Origin of the sequence: Aromatoleum evansii (assembly GCF_012910805.1) — a bacterium.
Classification (GTDB): domain Bacteria; phylum Pseudomonadota; class Gammaproteobacteria; order Burkholderiales; family Rhodocyclaceae; genus Aromatoleum; species Aromatoleum evansii.
The window spans coordinates 12,437-26,789 of sequence record NZ_WTVK01000004.1 but is presented as its reverse complement, the minus strand read 5'-3'; the positions used below and the strand labels follow the sequence as shown (position 1 = coordinate 26,789).

The following is a 14,353-nucleotide window of genomic DNA, read 5'->3' as shown; positions in this document are numbered from 1 at the left end:
TCTCCCGTAATGGAAGAGGCGGCAGCCGCCGGTCTGGTGGCGTCAAATTCGGCGCATCAGCATGTCGCCACAAATGTGAGAGGACGTGTGGCCGAAGGGGCTGTCCAGGCAAGTACGCGGCGTCTGGGCGGTTGGCGCAGCCGGTCTGAATGGGTCGTCGGGGTACTGGGTACCCCAAGAGGCGTTCCGAAGTGACTCTTGTCCGATCGGAAGTGGGCCGCAAGGAAGTGCGGCCGCAATCGTATGCGAAGGGGGCTGTCGGGCGGACAAGACCATCTCTGCCCCGGGGGACTATCGCTGATCAATCGGCGAAATGCAAGGCGGTTTGAGGTGCGCGGTTTAAGGTTCGCTGATGCTGTCCCGTTGACGCAGCCTGCTCGTGGCGTAGAATAAATTTGAGCAATCGGCCATGAGGCCGTTGTCCTGCGTCCGGTCAGCCCCTGTAACCGGAACGACCGTCAGGTCTGGGGTTCCGTTTGTGTCACCCACCCGATCGGGAAGATCCTCTTCCCGGTCATGGGAGGTGGTCTCCCGATTTTTTTGTCTGGAGACCGTCATGACCGAATCCAAGCAAGTTGCTTCCAACTCCGCTCCCGAGAAGGAGCATTTCGATCTGCATACCAAGGGATGCGGCTATTTGGGCCGGGTCCGGTGGGTGAAACCGCGCGGCGGTGGTCGTCGAGGCGAGCCCTTTCTCGCATGCGCGATCAATGCTGTTCATGGGGCCGTCACGGAACCCGCGTACACGTACTTTGACCTTCGAGTGGTCGGTGCCGAGTGCACTGAGCTCGTTGAACGCTTCAAGCAGGATGTGCAGCAGGACCGCAAGGTCTTTGTGTCATTCCGCGTGGGCGACATCTACCCCCATCTCTACTATGCGGACGTCAAGGATTCCGACACCGGTGAGCCGGGTAAGGAACCGAGAGTCATCATCAAGGGCCGTCTGCTCTTGCTGACGCACGTCAAGGTGGACGGTGAAACGGTCTTCGAGCGCCCGAAGACCACGGCTGTTCAGGAGTCGGCCGAAAGCGCTCACGAAGAGCGCAACGGCACCCTCGGGTGATCACGCGGTCAGCCGCTTCAACCCCAGAGCCCTTCATCAAGAAGGGCTCTTTCTCCAGGCCGCGGTCTGAAGAAAGAACCTTTCGTCGTTGTTCCAGCCGTTTTGCACGTTTCGGCAAAAACGTGCGTCGTGCGCCCAGTCAGCCCCTGAAGCTGGGACGGCCGTCAGGCCCGGGGTCCGTCGGCAGGGTTTTGCCTGTCCGCTTCGATCCTGTACCGGTCCGGAAACCCGGTGCATGTTTCAAAGCCGGGGCCACCGATCACGTTGGTGGCCCCCTTGTGCCGCAGGAGCCGAGGGCTCGACCCATTCGGTGTCCGATTCTCAACCACCCATCGGGGCGCTCGTCCCCTTTGGGCGGGCAGGCCTCCGATGTCACATTCGGAGATCGCGATCGTGAGCATTACCGTCGAAGGGACCCTGAACATCAAGCGTATCAAGGGGGCCAATGGGCCGTTCTGTGTCGGCGACCTGCTGACCGACATCGGCGAGTTTCGCGTCAAGGACCCGATCCTCGACCAGTTCGAGGAAGGGAGCTACGCGGGGCGCTATATCATCCAGCGCATCTTCCCCTGGTCCTACGCCAGCAATGGCCGGCTCGTGCTGGAGATCCGCGCCCGACTCGTCGATCTGCACGTTGATAGCGGCACCGAAAGGAGCCTGCCGGAAGCGCCGATCGAACCCGACCCTGCTGACGAGATCTCGGCCCACACCGGTGATCCAGGTGTTGGGCATCGCGAGCTGGAGGGAAGCAATGCGCCCGCGATCGAACGCGGGCAGGGGGACGGGGCGCCGCCGGCGTCGCCCAGCACGGGGCTGGATGAATCACCCGACCTCGCGCTCTTCGGCGATGAACTCCACGCGCTGGTTGCGGCGCGCCAACCGGTGAAGCTCGATCCGACCCTCGATGATCGCCGGCGCTTTCGGGAGCAGCGCAACCGCCTGAAAGCCGGACTCCAATACGGCTTCGTGCCGGAAGAGCAGGTTTGGTATCCGGAGGAATCCGATCGGTATCAGGCCTACGTCGCCGCGAAGGCGGACGCATCCTAAAGTAATCCCCGCGGCCGACGCCGGCCGCCAGCCCGCGCGCGGGCTTTTCGAATCGCGATCACTGCGTCACGGGACGAGTGCGATTCGGAAAGCCCGCGAGGGGCCATGAACAACTGGGCAGCAGCACGCCCGATGTGTTGCGGCATTTGCGTCGGCGGTTTTGCCCCGCGCGCCCTTTCATCGGCACCCACGCCTTCCTCCGGGGTGCCTCGCACCCGAGCCACGGGTTTCCAGGGCCATGCGCCTGGGTCCGCGGGTGTGACGAAGGCATCGTCCAAATCTCGTCCAAGCGGAACCAAAGGGTTCCCATCGTCGGCCTGCACGGGGCAGACCGACGATGGGAGTCCGTTTGCCGCGCGCGGCGGTCGGCCCGCCGCGTGTGTGTTGCCTGATTCATCAACCTGTCAGTCCCTGCAACAGGACCGAGCCTATCGCTCCGGGACATCGTCCACCACCACCCGCGGGTCGCGATCGACCTGCCGAGGGTCCTCGTCCCACACGTTCTCTCCGAGGAGAAGATTCCATGGCCCTGATATTCCCGCGCCTGGCGCACAATTTCATCAAGAACGGCTACTTCCCGACCGACCAGGCGACGCTTGAGCGGATCGTTGCCGCCCTCGATGTGGCGGGCAACGAGCTGCGGATCCTGGATCCGTGCTGCGGAGAAGGCGCCGCACTCCACCGAGTCAGCGACGCGCTCGCAGAATGCGGTGCCGCTGTTCAGGCATTCGGCGTCGAGTTCGATACCGAGCGGGCCTGGCATGCAAAAACCGTCCTGGACCTCGCGATTCACGCCGACATCCAGGACGTCGTCGTAGCGCCCAGATCGATGGGGCTCTTGTTCCTCAATCCGCCCTATGGCGACGCGGTCGCGGATCGGGCGCAGACCGGCGACAAAGGACCGGACCGGCTCGAGAAGATCTTCTTCCGGCGGACCTTTCAAAGCCTCGCGTTCGGGGGTGTGCTCGTTCTCATCGTGCCCTACTACGTGATCGACGCGGAGTTCGCAGGGCTGCTCGCCCGCAACTTCGATCGCCTTCGCTTCCATATGGCGCCGGAGCAGCAGTTCAAGCAGTGCGTGGTGTTCGGCGTTCGGCGCCGCTCGGATCGGCCTGAACCACGCACCGTGTCGGCGCTCATCGCCGCCGGCAAGGGCGAGGCGCTCGACCAGGTGTTGCCCGAGTGCTGGACCGCCGAGCCCTATGCCGTGCCCGAGATTGCAGGTGGGGAAGCTCACTTCCACGCGGTCCGCATCGACGCCGCACAGCTCGCGGCCGAGGTGGCGCGACTGCACCCCCATACGCTCTGGCCGCAGTTCCGGATCCACTTCGGTGGCGCGAAAGGCGTCCACCGTCCGCCCTTGACCGAAATGGGCCGGTGGCACCTGGCACTGGCGCTGGCGGCGGGCCAGGCTCACGGCATCGTGACCTCGGGCGGCGGTCGCACCCTGTTGATCAAGGGCGACACGTACAAGGACAAGGTCCGCTCCGTCGAGCTTGCGGAAAGTTCGGACGGGACCGTCAGCGAAACCGTCATTCTCACCGACCGGTTCGTACCCGTGATACGTGGAATCGACTTCACGCCGGGGCCCGGGTTCGGGTCTGTCGTCACGATCCAATAGGGCAGGGCGGGCGCGCTGCCCGTTGGTCTTGCGGAGCACCGCTCCGCCTTGCCGGCCCTCGGCGCCGGCGCCTTGATCACCGCCACCGCGACCCGAAGGGGCTCGCTCTCCGGGGCAAGCTCACCTTGGTGTTGTCTTCCAGCCATCTATCCTTCTTGGGAGAACACGATGCAGCAGGAAATCGATATGTGGGTGCTCGTGCGACACCGTGATGTGCCCGTGCCTTCGAGCGCGGGCCGCAACCGCTCGATGACGGATCCCGAGTGGCGAGCGGGGTGCCTCGAGTATCTTCAGACCACGTTGCTGTGCCACCCGGGCCCTCTTGCGCGGACGGAGGTCGTCTGGCCACTGGTGTGCCGGGCGCCCGACGAGGCCGAGACCTTCTGGTCGACCCTCCGAGTGGTTCGGGCCAACTTCAACCACGCGCTGGCGAGCACCCTGAACCGCCTGTGCGTACTGCTCCCCGAGGCGGGCGCCGACCAGATGGAGATCCCGATCGGGCGCGACGGCGGCATCGACTGGCCGGAGGCCCTGTTTCCGTTGGGCGCCGCGCTTCTCACGCACGTTGCGGAGCGGCTGCAGGACACGCGTGATTCCGCCGCTGCCGGTGGGGCCGTCCACCGCGTGCTGAGCGACCTGGCGCGCCTCCTGTCCGACCATCTCACCGATCAGTCGCCGTTCTTCGATGCGATCGCGCGGTCGGTACGTGTGCCCAGCGACAAGGTGCTGATATCGGTGCTCGCGCAGGGCGAATTGCTCTTGCTTCCGGTTCGGCGCATCAGCGACCCGTAGTTTCTCCTGCGGCGGCCGTGCCGCCGCAAGTCCTTTGTCATCCTCATCACCCGCCGGGTCGCACACCCGGGGGGTGGGGCGGCCGACGGGACTCTCAGGAGCGAATCATGCACACATCGCGAAACTTCATCCGCGTGGCGGACGAGTACGAGCTCGCGCAGCTTCAACCGCTTCGCGTCGCCCTGATGACGGCCGGTAACCCGGACCTGGGTCAGGATCCCGCTCAAACACTGCTCGGCGTCCGGAATCGACTGGTGCCGGTCGCGACGCTCGGAGACGCAAGCCGCGCCGTGTGCCGCTTCATCGACGAGCACAACGTCGGTGGCGGCAATTGGGCGGGCGGACAAGTCCTCGACGGCTGCGGCCAGCAGATCGCCTACGTGAGTTACAACGGGCGGGTGTGGCTGCCTGCGTGCACGGCGGTGCCTCGACTGGCCGCTCACATGCATTGAGAGCCCAATCCAAGGAGCTGTCTTCCCCCGCGCCGGTCGGTGCGGGGGGCTTTCTCCACTGCCCCATCGAGGTAGTTGAGAAAGCGAACTCATGAAATTGCCGGCGACTCGATCGAGTCGGCGCCGCGTGCTGTCAGCCCCTGAAACAGCGACGGCCCTTCGGGGCCCGGGGCCTTCGTCCATTCATCCACCCCATCGGGAAGATCCGCTTCCCCGATGGGGGCGGCATCTCCCCATCTCACGAGGAGCTCTGTCATGGAAAACGTTGAAATCCGGTCGCCACGGGCGATTGAGGCGGAACCCATCATGTTGTCGATCGAGGGTTTCTCCGATCTGTACGCGGATGCCTGCGTCCGCGGTGAAGACGGTGAGCTGTTGCTGCTCTCCCTGTATGGACGCGACACCGCCGCGCTGCAGTTCATGTCGGCATTCTCGGTGCGTCGGGATCAGGGAGGCCTGCTCCAGGCGGGGCAGGCAAGCTTCAACCTGACCGAGGATGGAGCACGACACACGGTCTTCGTCCCGGAGCCGGAGCGGCTACAGAAGTTCACGGGCCGGTTCCCTGACCGGAACCTGTTTGGAAGCCTGACCCACACCTGGCTTTACGACCCGGTTCTGATTCAGCCCGACCGAGCTGGGGCAACCGCCTGGTTGGTGAGTGATGAGCAGGAAGTGCCGCGCTCCCAACTCTGGGCCCTGATCCAGAACCTCAGCCCGCTGCCGCTCCTCGACCACTGGTGCGATCCGCTGCTCGACGGCTTGGGCGATCGGCTCTGCATGCCACTGAGCCGCTTCAGGTTTCCACCGCTCGGCAAAGTCGGGGGCGTCCGCGTCACGCTGGAGGATCGCTTCCAGGACATCGTTTCGATGGCCGTCAAGCAGGGTCTGTTGACGCTCGAGGCGGACGACCTGGCCGCCGATGCGGCGGAACGAATCCGGGCGATTGCTGAAGCGTTGCCGCGCGCACAGGCTTCGGCCAAACCCTTGTTCCAACTCGGTCGCGTGGTCATGACGGCAGGGGTCGAACCGCTCCTCGAACGTCATCCGGACCTCGTCGACCGCTGTCTCCGCGCCTACGTGCAGGGCGATTGGGGCGTGAGCTCCGAGCCTGAGCTGAACGACGAGGCCGTTCGATTGGGTGACTGCCGCATATTCGCTGCGTATCCCATCGATCCGGCTCGACCGAGCGCGGGATACGGCGCCAATACCTTGTGGATCATCACCGAAGCGGACCGCAGCGTCACGACCTTGCTGCTGCCCGACGAGTACTGAGCGACAAACTCACCGACGAATACGGTCTGCGTGTCGGCTGTCGCCCCTTTCGTCCATCTCAAACCCATGCGGGGACACGTACCCCGCATGGGGTTCGGTCTCCGTCTTCTGAAGGAGACCTCGATGCATTTCGCACATGCTGACTTCGCGCCGGCCCTTGCCCTGCCGGAGCCTGCCCAGTTGTCGCTGGCCGAGTTCGTCGACGACTTCGGCGCCAGCTTGCTGGACGCCGTTCGACGCCAGAATCCGCCCGTCTATGACGGCGCGGCGGATCCGCGGCGCGACGCGCTGATGAATCGGCTGGCCCGGAAGCCTTTTCCGGCGCAGCGCGATGCCGTCCAGGCGGTGACGCGCCTGCTGCTCGACGCCGGCGACCCCGCGGCGATCCTCAACGCCGAGATGGGAACCGGCAAGACCATGATGGCCATCGCCGCGTCCGTCGTGATGCACGAGGCCGGTTTGCGTCGCACCCTGGTGCTGTCCCCGCCGCACCTGGTCTATAAGTGGCGCCGGGAGATCCAGTTGACCGTGCCGGATGCTCGCGTCTGGATACTCAATGGCCCGGACACGCTGCAGAAGCTCCTTACCCTGCGCGCGATGCGCACCGCGCCCGCCGTGCCGGAGTTTTTTGTGCTCGGGCGAGTGCGGATGCGAATGGGCTTTCATTGGCGGCCCGCGTTCAACGTGCGCAGGACGGTGTATCGAGACGAGCTCGGTGTGCGCCACGTCGTCGCCTACGCCACTTGTCCGGATTGCGGGCAATGGCTGACGGACAAGGCCAACGATGCCGAGCTGCCGATGTCGGCGGCGCGGGCCAAGGTGGTGCTCGACGAGAATCGAACCGCTTGCCCGCACTGCAGCGGGCGCCTGTGGAGCTTGACCCGCAAGGGCAAGCCGCAGCGCTCGCATCGCGCGCTCGTCGTGGACGCATTACAGCAGCTCCCGACCATCGGCGCGAAGACTGCCGAGAACCTGGTCCAACGATTTGGCGAGGAGATGCTCGGCGCCATGCTGGCGGACAACGTGCACGAGTTCATCAACCTGATGGACGAGGAGGGCGAGCTCGTCTTCTCCGACCGCCAAGCCGCACGCATGGAGCGCGCCATGGCCGCCCTTGAGATCGGCTTCGGTCAGGGCGACTACCAGGCGACGGAATTCATCAAACGGTATTTGCCCCAAGGCTACTTCGGCTTGCTGGTGGTCGACGAGGGGCACGAGTACAAGAACGCCGGAAGCGCACAGGGACAAGCCATGGGCGTCCTGGCCGCCAAGTGCAGCAAGACGCTCCTTCTGACCGGCACCTTGATGGGCGGGTACGCCGACGACCTCTTCTACCTCCTCTGGCGTCTCAATCCGAGGGCGATGATTGAGGACGGCTACCGCACGAACGTACGTCGCAGCCTAGGACCGGCAGCAATGGCCTTCATGCGCGACCACGGCGTCGTGAAGGACATCTACCGCGAGGTGGAAAGCCGCTCCCATCGGACCGCGAAGGGCAAGACGATCAGCCATCGAACAGCGAAGGCCCCCGGCTTCGGCCCGAAGGGCATCATGCGGTACGTGCTGCCCTGCACGGTCTTCCTGAAGCTCAAGGACATCGGCGGCGACGTGCTGCCGCCGTATCGCGAGGTGTTCGAAGCGGTGGCGATGACGGAGACCCAGCGCGAGGGCTACACGAAGCTCGCGGGCGTCCTGACTACCGAGTTGCGCCAGACACTGCGCTGCGGCGACGCCACGCTGCTCGGGGTCGTGCTCCAGGTGCTGCTGGCGTGGCCTGACTGCTGCTTCCGCGACGAGCTCGTCAGGCATCCTCGCACTGGCGCCCAGCTTGCGTTTCAGCGGGCAATCTTCGGCGACGAAGACGTCAGCCCGAAGGAAGCGACGCTGATCGAACTTTGCCGGCAGGAAAAGGGCAAGGGGCGCAAGGTGCTCGCGTACTCCATCTACACCGGAACCCGAGACACCACGAGTCGTCTGCGGGTCCACCTGGAGCGCGTCGGCTTCAAGGTGGCTGTGCTGCGCGCGAGCGTTGAAGCGGCGCGGCGCGAGGACTGGGTGGCCGACCAGGTCGAACGCGGCGTCGACGTGCTCATCACGAACCCGGAACTCGTCAAAACAGGGCTGGACCTGCTCGATTTTCCGACCATCGCCTACATGCAATCGGGCTACAACTGCTACACCCTGCAGCAGGCCTCGCGCCGTTCATGGCGCATCGGGCAGCGGAACGACGTGGCCGTGCACTTCTTCGGATACGCGGAATCGGCGCAAATGGACTGCCTCGCCCTCATGGCCCAGAAGATCGCCGTTGCGCAATCCACGTCGGGTGACATGCCGCAGACGGGCCTCGACGTCCTCAACCAGTCCGGCGACAGCATCGAGGTGGCGCTGGCCAAGAGGCTGGCGGCGTGACGAAGCCAGGGCGGGGGCGGCAGCCCTCGTCCTGGCATCACCTTCCTCTCGCATCTCGCACCCCTGGCCCCGCCGACGGGACTGCTCCTCAAGCTTTGTCGTGAGGAGCACTGACCAGGCGCTGTTGCACACCGCATTGGTGGTTGTCCGAAGTTCGCTACCTGCGACGTGCTGGCGATGCCCGGCGCGTCGAGCGGAGCGCGCAACAGGTCGGCGGGCATCATCAGCACGGCGCACCCTTCACGCATCGACCGAGTTCCGGGCACGGGGCGCGGCCGCAGACCCCCTCGCGTCGATTCCAACGGGCTCGACGCGCACCGGCCAGTCCTCGCCATCGACCATCAACAAGGTGTGGTCGCACTCGGGACAAATACGGAAGAAATGCTCGCCGTCGGTCGCGTACTCGAAGCGGTCGAGTGCGATCGGGCTGTGACAGTGCGGACAGGTGTGGTGGGTGGTGGTCATGGCAGATCCTTTCTAGTGCTGTAATTTTATTCAGTCTTCAGTCGACTGCAAACCACCACGCGTCCCACGTCCTCGGGCTTGTCGTATCGCTTGGCCGGGATCAGGATGGCGATCAAGCACTTGCCGGAGGGCTCACCCATGTGCGGTCGTTACGCGCTCTACGGCCCGGTCTCCCGAATCCGGGAGCAGTTCGACGCCAAGGTCGATGAGCTCGAATTCGAAGCCCGCTACAACGCGGCACCGTCCCAGTGGCTGCCGGTCATCCGGCAGCGATCAGACGGTGAGCGCGTCGTGCATCTGCTGCGCTGGGGGCTGGTGCCCTCGTGGGCAAAGGATGAAGCCCTCGGCGACCGGCTCTTCAACGCCCGTCCGGAGACGGTGGCCGATAAATCCTCTTTTAGGGCGGCCTACCGGAAGCGCCGTTGCATCGTGCCGGTCAATGGGTTCTACGAGTGGAAGGCGGTCGCCGGCGGCAAGGAGCCGTACTACATCCATGCGACCGATGAGCAGCTTTTGGCGCTTACCGGCTTGTGGGAGCACTGGCATCGGCCGGACGACGGCGCCCGGATCGACACCTTCACCATCCTGACCACCGATGCGAATGCGCTCATGAAGCCGCTGCACGCGCGCATGCCGGTGATTCTTGCGCCGGATACGTATGGGGCATGGCTGGACCCCGAAGGTGATCTTGTCGCGCTGCAGGCGCGACTCTCGCCCTGTGCGGATGATGTTCTTGCGCTGCATCCAGTCGGTAAAGCCGTGGGAAACGTGAGGAATGAGGGCGCCGGACTTATCGACCCGAAATAGGCTCCGTCGATCCTACCGAAAGGATTCGACTGGCTAAGCCGAAGGGCTACACATGGGATTTGTTGCGGTTTTTTTGGCGTTGACACGGTGTAGGACAGCCGCGTAATGCTATGTATCATTGCCGCCAGCTCATTCACATCGAAGGCTGGCAATGGCGACCGATAACAAACCGAAGACGCTGCACTATCGCAGGGCACAATTCCTGACGCCCAGCCGCACATTGGAGGATTTGCTGTCGGCGGCCCTCAAGGTCAACAGCCTGGTCGCCAATCGGATCGAGAAAGTCACGGCGACGGGGGACTGTCGGTTGATCAACCATACGACCAACCACCGCGGCCGGCTCTGCGGGAACCTAATCACCTATGAGCACGGTACCAACAAGCTTTTCCTGACCGTGGACGGCAACCTGACGGCCTTTCCGGTGGCGCAGGTGGCGCCGCCGGAGCTGCCCAACAAGAAGCAGACCGAGTTCCTGGATTCCATCTTGTACTTCGGCATCAGGGGCAACCACGTCGTCCTGATGCAGTCCAGCGGCCTGAAGGGCAAGCAGCTGGAGCTGTACCTAAACTGGTTCCTGTCCGCCTGCGGGGTACTAGGTACTCACAATCGCCTCGAATTGGTGGATCATCCACCCAGGATGACCACCGACCAGCTTGCGTCCAGGCCGGTCAAGAAGGTTACCTATGTATCTGCCATGGCTCACGAAACGACTCCCGATACCCCGTCCAGTCCAACCGAGGTCACGAATGAGAAAAAGCTGCGGCTTACGCCGGTCGGCCGGGCAGTGGACATCCTGAAGGCCGCTATTGGCATCAAGGATTTTGAGAGATTGAAGTTGGACGATGCCCTGGACGGGAATCTCCAAATCTCCCTGGAGGTGACCTACCAGCGCACCACGACTCAAGAGGGGCAGAAGGTTATCAACGACATTGCGCGGGCACTGCGCAATGTCGATGGCGATGATATCTCGGTACAGGTTCCTGGTTTGGGCACGTTGAAAGGCGACGACCTGAAGCTCTCAAAGCCCATTGTTGTCGCTTGCCACAATGGCCACGTCGATATGCCTGAGCTTTTCGATGAAATGCACAGCTGGTTGCTGGGATTGGCCGAGGGCGATTTCCTCAAGGATGAGAAGGTGCCGGTGACTGAGCAAGTACCGTTGATTGCCTCGCTGATTGCGTCCGCTAGCGCAATCCCGGCATGAGATGGCGTCTCACAAGTCGATCTACTTCGAGATTTGGGTGCCAGTGATCCTGGCGCCGATCTTCGCCTTTCTGGCGATCTGGCTGGTCGAAGTGCTGGGCGCAAAGACCATCGGAGAGTGGAGCGGAAAACTGACTTGGGTATGTAGCGTGGCTTTAGCACCGGTCGCTCTCGCGATCTCTAAGTTCCGCGATCTGTGCGGGATGGATGGGTTAACCGATATTCAGCGAGCAAATCTCGTTACCATCGTTCGGAAGCGAACGCTACGGTTCTGGCTAGCTTCTCTTTACCTGATAGCAGTCTTTCTGCTCGGCTTCGCTGTTGGAGTCACGGCAGACTCCGCCGCTGGCTATTTGGTAGCCGTGAGCTGGGTTGCCGGCTTCTTCTTCGCCCTGTACCTCCTCGCCCTCACGCACTTCTGGATCGATGAGGCTGAAGATTTCAAGCTGAAGGTGGCTCAGCAGCTGCGCGACGAGAAAGAGCGCACTGAACTGGTACAAGCACTTCGCAAGTCCCAAAGTGAAAAAACTGATCCAAATTCGGATCTGGAGCAATACAACAAGGTGTTTGATCCGAAGTCCGGCCTGGTTCAGTGACCGGAGGGAGTGTCCGGCTTGTTGTGTATTCCAGCGGTTTCTGTTGTATCGCTGACTGATTGCTTCGGCCGACATCCTGCAGTCCTGAGCACCGATAGTGCGACTTGCCTGCGAAATCCAGCATTTCCATATTCCGATGCTGCATTGCGAAAGTGCTGATCTCTCGATGGTTCTTGTGATCTATTTGCGCCCAGTGCGCTCACACTCCGTTCACAGCTGCCGTCCCTTGCCGGTGATGAAATCGAATGAGAACGTATGTTCGACCGGATTTCGCCCACATTCGCCAACAAGCCGTCCGCGATGCTGTCGCCGGCCTTTCTCGATCGTGAGTTCGCCCTCGCAGATCGGGCATTTCGCGGTAAAGCGCACCATCCGTAGCACACGATTTTCGCCCTCGCGGCGAAGCACGAGGACGTGGCCGAGCGGGAGCGTTGCTTCCAGTAGCGTCGGCGCGCGCACGATGCGGTCGTTGATCAGCACGTAGAAGGGGTGGCAGATCCACGCGATCAGCCCCGCGACAAGGCCGGTAAGAATCGTCCATTGGAAGAGGACGCGCGGCGCCTCGTTCGACATCCAAAGCGTCAGGAGGAACCACACCAGAAAACCGCCCGCGACGAGCGCGCCGATGATCGGCGTCAGGACGATCAGGGCGCGCAAGCCCGGCAGCGAAAGCTTCAGGGGGCGCTTGAGGCCAGGGATGGGGTAGACCTCCATTTCCTCCTGATAGGTGATCTCCAACGGTGCCGTCCCCGATCGGTTGGCGTCGGCGGCCACGGAGGGGGGCGCCACCGTCGGTTGTGCCGCAGGAAGTTCGATCGGTCGGACGCTCAAACCGTAGCCCATCGCGTTTGTCGTGCCCAGGCGAGCCGGAGCATTGAGCACGATCTGCCCCGCGACGCGATTCTTCATTGCCCGACCGAGAAGGTGCCCGTCCAGGCGATTGAAATCGTTCTCCAGCGCCTTCCATGCGTTGGCGAATTTCTTCCGCACGGAATCGGAATCGTCCGACCACCACTGTGCTTCCGGCGCGCCGAGGATCGACGCAATTTCCTCGCGGAGCCGCTCGGCGGTGAAAACCGGGGTGGGGTCACCAGCCGCGGCCTGTCTTGCGGTGAGGCCGCACAGCGCTTGTAACAGCACGAGCCAGTCGCCCTTCCAGCCACTTTCGCGGCTGCTCGCAGCCGCTTCCGTGCCCACTTCGGCAGCGCGGGCAAGCAGCATGGCCTGAGCAAAAAGTCTTTCCGATTCAGACGGTTCCGCTTTCATTCCTGACTCTTCCCGCGATCTTCCCTCGTTTTGCTGGGGCTCGACGTCGAGCATGGGTGCGTCCTTGGCACTCATGGAGCATTCCAATGAAAAATGACGAAGGTCTCGATTTTGCCCTATCCCGCAAGACCGGCCGCATGATTGATATCCGGATGGTAGAGCGCGGATTGGCGTGCGAATGTGTGTGCCCGAACTGCGGCACCGAACTGCAGGCGCGGAAAGGTCGGAAGAATCGCCACCACTTCGCTCATCACGTCGCCGGTCGTGCGCGTCCGACTTGCGACGGTGGTCGCGAAAGCGCACTGCACCGGGCGGCTCGGCAGATCCTCGCGGGTTGGCAGTGGGTTGAACTGCCCGCACTGCTTGTTCACGAAGCGGGACGGCAAGGCGCGCTGCCGGGCCGAATCTTGTCTGTGCGTCGATCAGAACTTCCCGACGAGCGTCGTGCCCGTTCGCCCTGGTCGAATCTTCGCGTGCGACCTGATGTGGTTCTTCATTGCGCGAACGAGCAGATCTGGTGCGAGGTGAAAGTCGCGCATGCGGTCGATGATGCGAAACGCAACCGACTTCAAGGCCATCGCGTGTCGACGCTTGAGTTCGATCTGTCGCGGATGTACCGCAGCGGGGGATGGAACCTGACCACGTTGGAACTCGCGCTGCGCACCGATATGAGCATCCGGCAATGGGTGTTTCATGTGGGTGAGGCGCAATTGCGGCAAAGGCTGCAGGAGGAGATGCGCGAAGCTGAAGCGCTGCGGCGGAAGCCCCTCACCGAAAGCCAGCTCCGCGTCAGGACGGCCGCGGACGCTCAGCGCGAAATTGCGGCTGAGGAGGGTGACGTGGAGGTGGTGGAGATGGTTTTTCACCCTGCCATGGGACTCATTCCCAAAGACCCCGCACGGCGCCATGCCGTGCTGTCGGGCGCCTATCCCGAGCCCAAGGTGTTTCACCTCACCCATGCGATCGCTTTTCTGCGGCATCACCCCCATGGTGATCGCTCCTGTCTCGTGACCTTCGGCAGTTCCGGGCCCCGTTCCCGCACCGGTGAGTACGACGCAGCGTTGTCGGAGTTCGCCGGGGCCGCAGGGCTCCACTGCGTGTACTTCGGCATTGCGGAATCCCGCCTGCTGCGCGGCGAAGACTGCTACGAGCACCTCGACCAGTTCCTGACGGACTTGCAGGCACGTGAGGGCGCCCTGCAAAGCTGCCCCGCAATGCCGCCGCGAAATTCACAGTGGTGACCAATCCCGTGACACCTTCTCTCCTTGCTCTGAGCATAATCACGCAATGAATCGACGTTACCGCAAATCCCGCCGCGAACCGGGGCTCATCGAGATCGCTGTCACTTCGGACTGGAAGG

The 14,353-nt window shown here is 63.2% G+C and carries 13 protein-coding genes; 11 read left to right on the top strand and 2 right to left on the bottom strand.

All coding sequences use genetic code 11. The features are described from left to right. The first annotated feature begins 556 nt into the window (after positions 1-556). From GO615_RS02770 to GO615_RS02740, 7 genes are all read left to right on the top strand, one after another. Entirely contained in the window at positions 557-1,063 is a 507-nt protein-coding gene (locus GO615_RS02770) for a DUF3577 domain-containing protein (RefSeq protein ID WP_169125524.1), read from the top strand. A 393-nt stretch (positions 1,064-1,456) separates the two neighbouring features. Beyond that, positions 1,457-2,110, top strand: coding sequence for a DUF3275 family protein (locus GO615_RS02765; RefSeq protein ID WP_169125523.1), 654 nt, complete (start codon positions 1,457-1,459; stop codon positions 2,108-2,110). A gap of 523 nt (positions 2,111-2,633) precedes the next feature. Beyond that, complete coding sequence (locus tag GO615_RS02760) at positions 2,634-3,731, top strand: DUF6094 domain-containing protein (protein WP_169125522.1); 1,098 nt, start codon at positions 2,634-2,636, stop codon at positions 3,729-3,731. Between the two features lie 168 nt (positions 3,732-3,899). After that, positions 3,900-4,523: a hypothetical protein gene (locus tag GO615_RS02755; protein WP_169125521.1), complete on the top strand. Its 624-nt coding sequence runs from the start codon at positions 3,900-3,902 to the stop codon at positions 4,521-4,523. Between the two features lie 107 nt (positions 4,524-4,630). Continuing rightward, complete coding sequence (locus GO615_RS02750; RefSeq protein WP_169125520.1) at positions 4,631-4,975, top strand: hypothetical protein; 345 nt, start codon at positions 4,631-4,633, stop codon at positions 4,973-4,975. Between the two features lie 255 nt (positions 4,976-5,230). Then, positions 5,231-6,247 (top strand): hypothetical protein, encoded by a 1,017-nt coding sequence (locus tag GO615_RS28580; protein WP_211166930.1) that lies wholly within the window; start codon positions 5,231-5,233, stop codon positions 6,245-6,247. A 123-nt stretch (positions 6,248-6,370) separates the two neighbouring features. Continuing rightward, complete coding sequence (locus GO615_RS02740; protein WP_169125519.1) at positions 6,371-8,656, top strand: SNF2-related protein; 2,286 nt, start codon at positions 6,371-6,373, stop codon at positions 8,654-8,656. Between the two features lie 240 nt (positions 8,657-8,896). Here GO615_RS02740 and GO615_RS02735 read toward each other — a convergent pair whose 3' ends face one another. Further along, positions 8,897-9,121 carry a hypothetical protein gene (locus tag GO615_RS02735; RefSeq protein WP_169125518.1) on the bottom strand — a complete coding sequence of 75 codons (225 nt, stop codon included), beginning with the start codon at positions 9,119-9,121 and terminating at the stop codon, positions 8,897-8,899. 138 nt (positions 9,122-9,259) lie between these two features. Here GO615_RS02735 and GO615_RS02730 point away from each other — a divergent pair, with 138 nt between their 5' ends. The 3 genes from GO615_RS02730 (at position 9,260) to GO615_RS02720 (ending at position 11,727) form a co-directional block, all read left to right on the top strand. Then, positions 9,260-9,928 (top strand): SOS response-associated peptidase, encoded by a 669-nt coding sequence (locus GO615_RS02730; protein WP_169125619.1) that lies wholly within the window; start codon positions 9,260-9,262, stop codon positions 9,926-9,928. Positions 9,929-10,079: 151 nt separating this feature from the next. Beyond that, positions 10,080-11,132 (top strand): hypothetical protein, encoded by a 1,053-nt coding sequence (locus GO615_RS02725; RefSeq protein ID WP_169125517.1) that lies wholly within the window; start codon positions 10,080-10,082, stop codon positions 11,130-11,132. Between the two features lie 37 nt (positions 11,133-11,169). Then, positions 11,170-11,727, top strand: a complete 558-nt coding sequence (locus GO615_RS02720) for a hypothetical protein (RefSeq protein WP_169125516.1) — start codon at positions 11,170-11,172, stop codon at positions 11,725-11,727. Positions 11,728-11,937: 210 nt separating this feature from the next. On the opposite strand, the gene GO615_RS02715 is transcribed toward GO615_RS02720, so the two are convergent. Then, the gene (locus GO615_RS02715; RefSeq protein ID WP_169125515.1) at positions 11,938-13,068 is read right to left on the bottom strand and encodes a hypothetical protein; all 1,131 of its coding nucleotides are present in this window, start codon (positions 13,066-13,068) and stop codon (positions 11,938-11,940) included. Between the two features lie 11 nt (positions 13,069-13,079). Here GO615_RS02715 and GO615_RS02710 point away from each other — a divergent pair, with 11 nt between their 5' ends. Continuing rightward, complete coding sequence (locus GO615_RS02710) at positions 13,080-14,234, top strand: competence protein CoiA family protein (RefSeq protein ID WP_169125514.1); 1,155 nt, start codon at positions 13,080-13,082, stop codon at positions 14,232-14,234. Positions 14,235-14,353: the final 119 nt, after the last annotated feature.